Source organism: Klebsiella sp. Ech2A (assembly GCF_030078455.1).
GTDB classification, from domain to species: domain Bacteria; phylum Pseudomonadota; class Gammaproteobacteria; order Enterobacterales; family Enterobacteriaceae; genus Klebsiella; species Klebsiella terrigena.
Genome location: NZ_JAQGFU010000269.1, coordinates 1 through 4,599, shown reverse-complemented (window position 1 = coordinate 4,599; position 4,599 = coordinate 1). Strand labels below are relative to the sequence as shown.

The 4,599-nt window shown below is 63.5% G+C and carries 3 protein-coding genes; 1 reads left to right on the top strand and 2 read right to left on the bottom strand.

From position 1 onward, the window contains the following. Positions 1 to 127: 127 nt before the first annotated feature. Positions 128 to 883 (bottom strand): flap endonuclease Xni, encoded by a 756-nt coding sequence (gene xni / locus PFH44_RS25085; protein ID WP_283826503.1) that lies wholly within the window; start codon positions 881 to 883, stop codon positions 128 to 130. Between the two features lie 222 nt (positions 884 to 1,105). After that, positions 1,106 to 3,049, bottom strand: a complete 1,944-nt coding sequence (locus tag PFH44_RS25080) for a sigma-54-dependent Fis family transcriptional regulator (protein ID WP_283826502.1) — start codon at positions 3,047 to 3,049, stop codon at positions 1,106 to 1,108. Between the two features lie 271 nt (positions 3,050 to 3,320). Here PFH44_RS25080 and ssuD point away from each other — a divergent pair, with 271 nt between their 5' ends. Further along, positions 3,321 to 4,493 (top strand): FMNH2-dependent alkanesulfonate monooxygenase, encoded by a 1,173-nt coding sequence (gene ssuD, locus PFH44_RS25075; protein WP_283826501.1) that lies wholly within the window; start codon positions 3,321 to 3,323, stop codon positions 4,491 to 4,493. The last annotated feature ends 106 nt before the right edge of the window (positions 4,494 to 4,599 follow it).

Here is a 4,599-nt window from a genome sequence, read left to right as displayed (position 1 = left end):
GCCGGGGGGTCAAGGGCGATGCAGGCTATCGCCCTTTCCGGCTAAACGGCGGCCACCGGCTGTACCAGCTATGCCGGCTAAGCGACTACCCCAGCTATACCGACTATGCCAGCGACACCGACACCGACTACGCCGTCAGCCGCAGCTGCTGCAGATTGCCGTCGAGCTGTAAATCGGTCTGCAGGCGGGCGATTTCACGACAGGTGAACGCCATCTCTTTATGCTCTTCCAGCTTCTTGCGCCATTTCTCCGCAACCTCGTCGAGACGGGCGTAAATCCCCTCCAGATCGGTAAACTCGGTTAAAAGCTGGGCGGCGCTTTTGGGGCCGATACCCGCCACGCCCGGCACTTTTGAGCTGCTGATGCCCGCCAGCCCCCAGTAATCAGGCAGCTGCTGCGGGGTCACGCCAAACTCGTTGGCAATAAAAGGGGCGTCCAGCCAGCGCTTCTGGAAGTAGTCGCGGATGCGAACCGTGGGCGAAAGCAGCTGGCAGTAGCCTTTATCGGTGGAGACGATGGTGGCCTGGTGTCCGGCCTGGGCGACCTTCATCGCCAGGGTGGCGGCGAGATCGTCGGCTTCGCTGCCCACCAGGGCCCAGCAGCGTATTCCGCGCTGCTCAAACGCCGCGCGGATCGCGGGCATTTCGGCCTCCAGCGTTTCCGGCATCGGCGCGCGGCCGGCCTTATATTCCGCCAGGCGCTGGTGCCGCCAGCTGTGGGCGCGATCTTCATCATCAAATACCGCCACCGCGTGCGTTGGCTGACTATGGACGATCAGCTGCTCCAGCGCGTGCAGGCAGGTGTCAACGCAGGGCGAACCCTGCACCGCGTGAATGCGGCGAATCAGATTGAGCGCGTCGACGATTAACAGATGAACGGCCACAGGTCTCTCCTTATCATTTATGCCGGCAGATGAGCGGTCCGCCGGCCTGGTCGGGCGCCGTGCCCGAGCCGAGTACTCATAAATGTAAGGGTATCATTGCCGTGCACAGGAGGCTATCGGCGCGGGGATAATCGGGAACGCGCCTCGCAAAGCGGCCTAATATTGCCGCGCGCAGGAGGCTATCGGCGCGGGCATAATCGGGAATACGCTCCGCAAAGCGGCCTAATCGGCGTGCAGCAGCAGGCTCAGGTCGCTGTGGGCCGCTTCGCCGTACCACACCGCTTCGCGCACGGAAACCGGTTTGCCGATCAGCCCGAGGGCATAAAAGCGGTCGGCGATGGTCTGCTGGGCGCGGATGACCTTCAGATCCATCATTCGCGGGCGATGGCTGCGCCGCGCGAGGGCGAGGGCCAGCGAATCGACGTTAATGCCTAATTCGGCGGCAAGCAGCCCGGCGGCCTCTTCGCGCCGGCTATCGATAAACTGCCCGGTTTGCGTCAGCTCGTGCAGCAGACGCTGCATGATGTCGCCGTTGTGATTGACGTAATCGCGGCGCGAGAGATAGAACTGATGGTTGTGCACCCGCCCCTCGCCGCTGGCGACCACCCGCAGCTCCCCGGTATGTTCGGCGTCGCTGAGCAGCGGGTCCCACATCATCCACGCGTCGACTGCCAGATAATCGCTGGCGGTGAGCGGATACTTCGGCGGGATGTAGACCACCTTCACGTCGTTCAGTCCCAGCCCGGCCTCTTCCAGAATCTGCAGCAGCAGCCAGTGCACGTTTGAGCCCTTATTCAGCGCAATCCGCCTGCCGCGCAGATCGCCGAGCGTGCGGATCTCGCTATGCTGCGGCACCACCATCGCTACGCTTTGCGGCGCCGGCGGCTCCCATGCGACGTACACCAGCTCGGCGCTGCTGGCCTGGGCAAAGACCGGCGGCGCTTCGCCGGTGGTGCCGAAATCGATCTCATTGCAGGCGAGGGCGTGCAGCAGCTGCGGCCCGGCCGGGAATTCGCTCCACAGCACGCTGACGCCGAGGCTGGAGAAGGCGCTTTCGAGGCTCTGTCGGGCCTTTAAAATGCCGAGGTTGCCGAAGCGCTGATAGCCGATGCGCAGCTCGCGGTCGACGGACGCGGTTTCGGCCAGCCGGCGCGGCGCCGACTCTGCCCGGCGGCGGCTCTTAATCACGCCAATATTGGCCAGCTGCGTACGCAGAGTGTGGCGGCTTATCCCTAGCAGGGCGGCGGCCTGGCTTTGATTGTCGTCGCAGTGGGCCATGGCGCCGCGGATCAGCGCGCCGGTCATGCGCTCCCACAGCGCGTCGCCGGGCTGGGCGAGCTGCTGGTGGATAAAGTCGTCCAGCTCAAGATCCGTTGCCGTCAGCGGCGCGGCGTGCAGCGTGGTCAGGCGCAGCTGGGCCGGCGTAATCTCCTCTTCCCTGCTGAGCAGGACCGCGTTATGCAGCGTGTTTTCAAGCTCGCGGATATTGCCGGGCCACGGGTAGTCCATCAGCCGGTCCAGCGCCTCCGGCGCCAGATAGCGGGTCGGGCGTCCCAGCCGGCGGGCATAGAGCGACAGGAAATGGTTGGCCAGCAGGGGAATATCCTGGCGGCGCTGGCGCAGCGGCGGCAGCGGGACGATGGCGATATTTAGACGGTAATAGAGGTCTTCACGAAAGCGGCGTTCGCGGATCGCCTGCGCCAAATCCACGTGGGTGGCGGCAATCACCCGCACGTTGACTTTGACCGCCTTACGCGAGCCGACGCGGGTAATTTCGCGCTCCTGCAGCACGCGCAGCAGCTTCACCTGCAGCGGCAGGCTTAATTCGCCAATCTCATCGAGCAGCAGCGTGCCGCCCTCGGCGGCCTCAAACCAGCCGGGATGGCTCTGCACCGCGCCGGTAAACGCCCCTTTCTCGTGACCGAAGAGCTCCGCCTCCGCCAGGCTCTCGGTGAGCGCGCCGCAGTTTACGGCGAGAAAAGGCTGCTGGCGGCGGCTGCTGTGGTGATGCAGGTAGCGGGCGACCACCTCTTTACCGGTGCCGGTTTCACCAACGATCAGCACGGTGGCCTCGGTGGGCGCCAGTTTATCCAACAGGTTCTGAAAGGCCTTTGATGCCGGGTCGATCAGCACCGGGGTATCGGCCGGGGGGTCAGGATTGAGCATGGTAGTCCTCCGCTAAATAACGCCTTGAACTTATCCTCTGTCGGCGGCGATAAACACGGGCAAACCCTGTGGTTTTGTTGCAAAAGCGGCAGCCTCGTCCCATTCGCTGACGCATTTGCAACAGCCAGACGGGAACTGGATTTTATTAATGATTTGATTTTATTGACTTAAATTTCATTTCCGCGTTGGCACGATTATCGCTAACACACATATAACCAAATTTAAACAACTCTTCGATGAATATCGAATATGGTTATATAGGGAATGGATAATGACGCAGAAAGCTAGCGATAAGATCAACGTGTTTTGGTTCTTACCCACCCACGGCGACGGCCGCTATCTGGGCACCACCGAAGGCGGACGTCCCGTTGATTTAGCGTATTTACAGCAGGTTGCGCTGGCCGCCGACAGCCTCGGCTACTACGGCGTGCTGATCCCCACCGGCAAAAGCTGCGAAGACTCCTGGCTGGTCGCCGCGGCGCTGGCGCCGTTAACCCGCCGCCTGCGCTATCTGGTGGCGGTACGCCCGGGGCTGCAGCCGCCGACGCTGGCGGCGCGCATGGCGGCAACCCTTGACCGCCTGTCGGAGGGCCGGCTGCTGATCAACGTGGTCACCGGCGGCGATCCGGTGGAGAACAAGGGCGACGGCATTTTCCTCGACCATAGCCAGCGCTATCAGGTGACCCGCGAGTTTCTGGACGTTTACTCGCGCCTGCTGAAAGGCGAGAAGGTGGATTATCACGGCGAGCATATCCAGGTTGAAGGGGCGGAAGTGCTCTTCCCGCCGGTGCAGGAAAACGGCCCGCCGCTCTACTTCGGCGGCTCTTCGGAAGAGGCCATTGACGTTGCCGCTGAGCAAATCGATAGCTATCTGACCTGGGGAGAGCCGCCGGCGCTGGTGGCGGAGAAGCTGGCCATCGTGCGCGAGCGCGCCGCCGCCCGCGGCCGCACCCTGGAGTACGGCATTCGCCTGCACGTCATCGTCCGCGAAACGGAGGAGGAGGCCTGGGCCGCCGCCGACCGCCTGATTGCCCATCTGGATGACGACACCATCGCCCAGGCGCAAAAAATATTTGCCCGCATGGATTCCGCAGGCCAGGCGCGGATGAGCGCCCTGCATAACGGCTCCCGCGACAACCTGCGCATCGCCCCGAACCTGTGGGCCGGCGTCGGCCTGGTGCGCGGCGGAGCGGGCACGGCGCTGGTCGGCAGCCCGCAGCAGGTCGCGGATCGCATTCGCGAATATCAGGACCTCGGCATCACCAACTTTATCTTCTCCGGCTACCCGCATCTCGAAGAGGCCCACCGCTTTGCCGACCTGGTCATGCCGCTGCTGCCGCTTGCCGGCAGCGCCCAGCCGAAAGCGCGCAGCGTGAATACCGGCCCGTTTGGCGAAACCATCGGCGGCGATAAGCGGCCGGTTAAACAGGTCAGCGCCAGCTGAGCGGGAGGTGGATATGTTTTTCTGCCTCCAGAGGGGGATTGCCGATGAGCGCTGAACCGCAGGTGGTCATTATCGGCGGCGGGTTCAGCGGCGCCGCCGGGGCGAT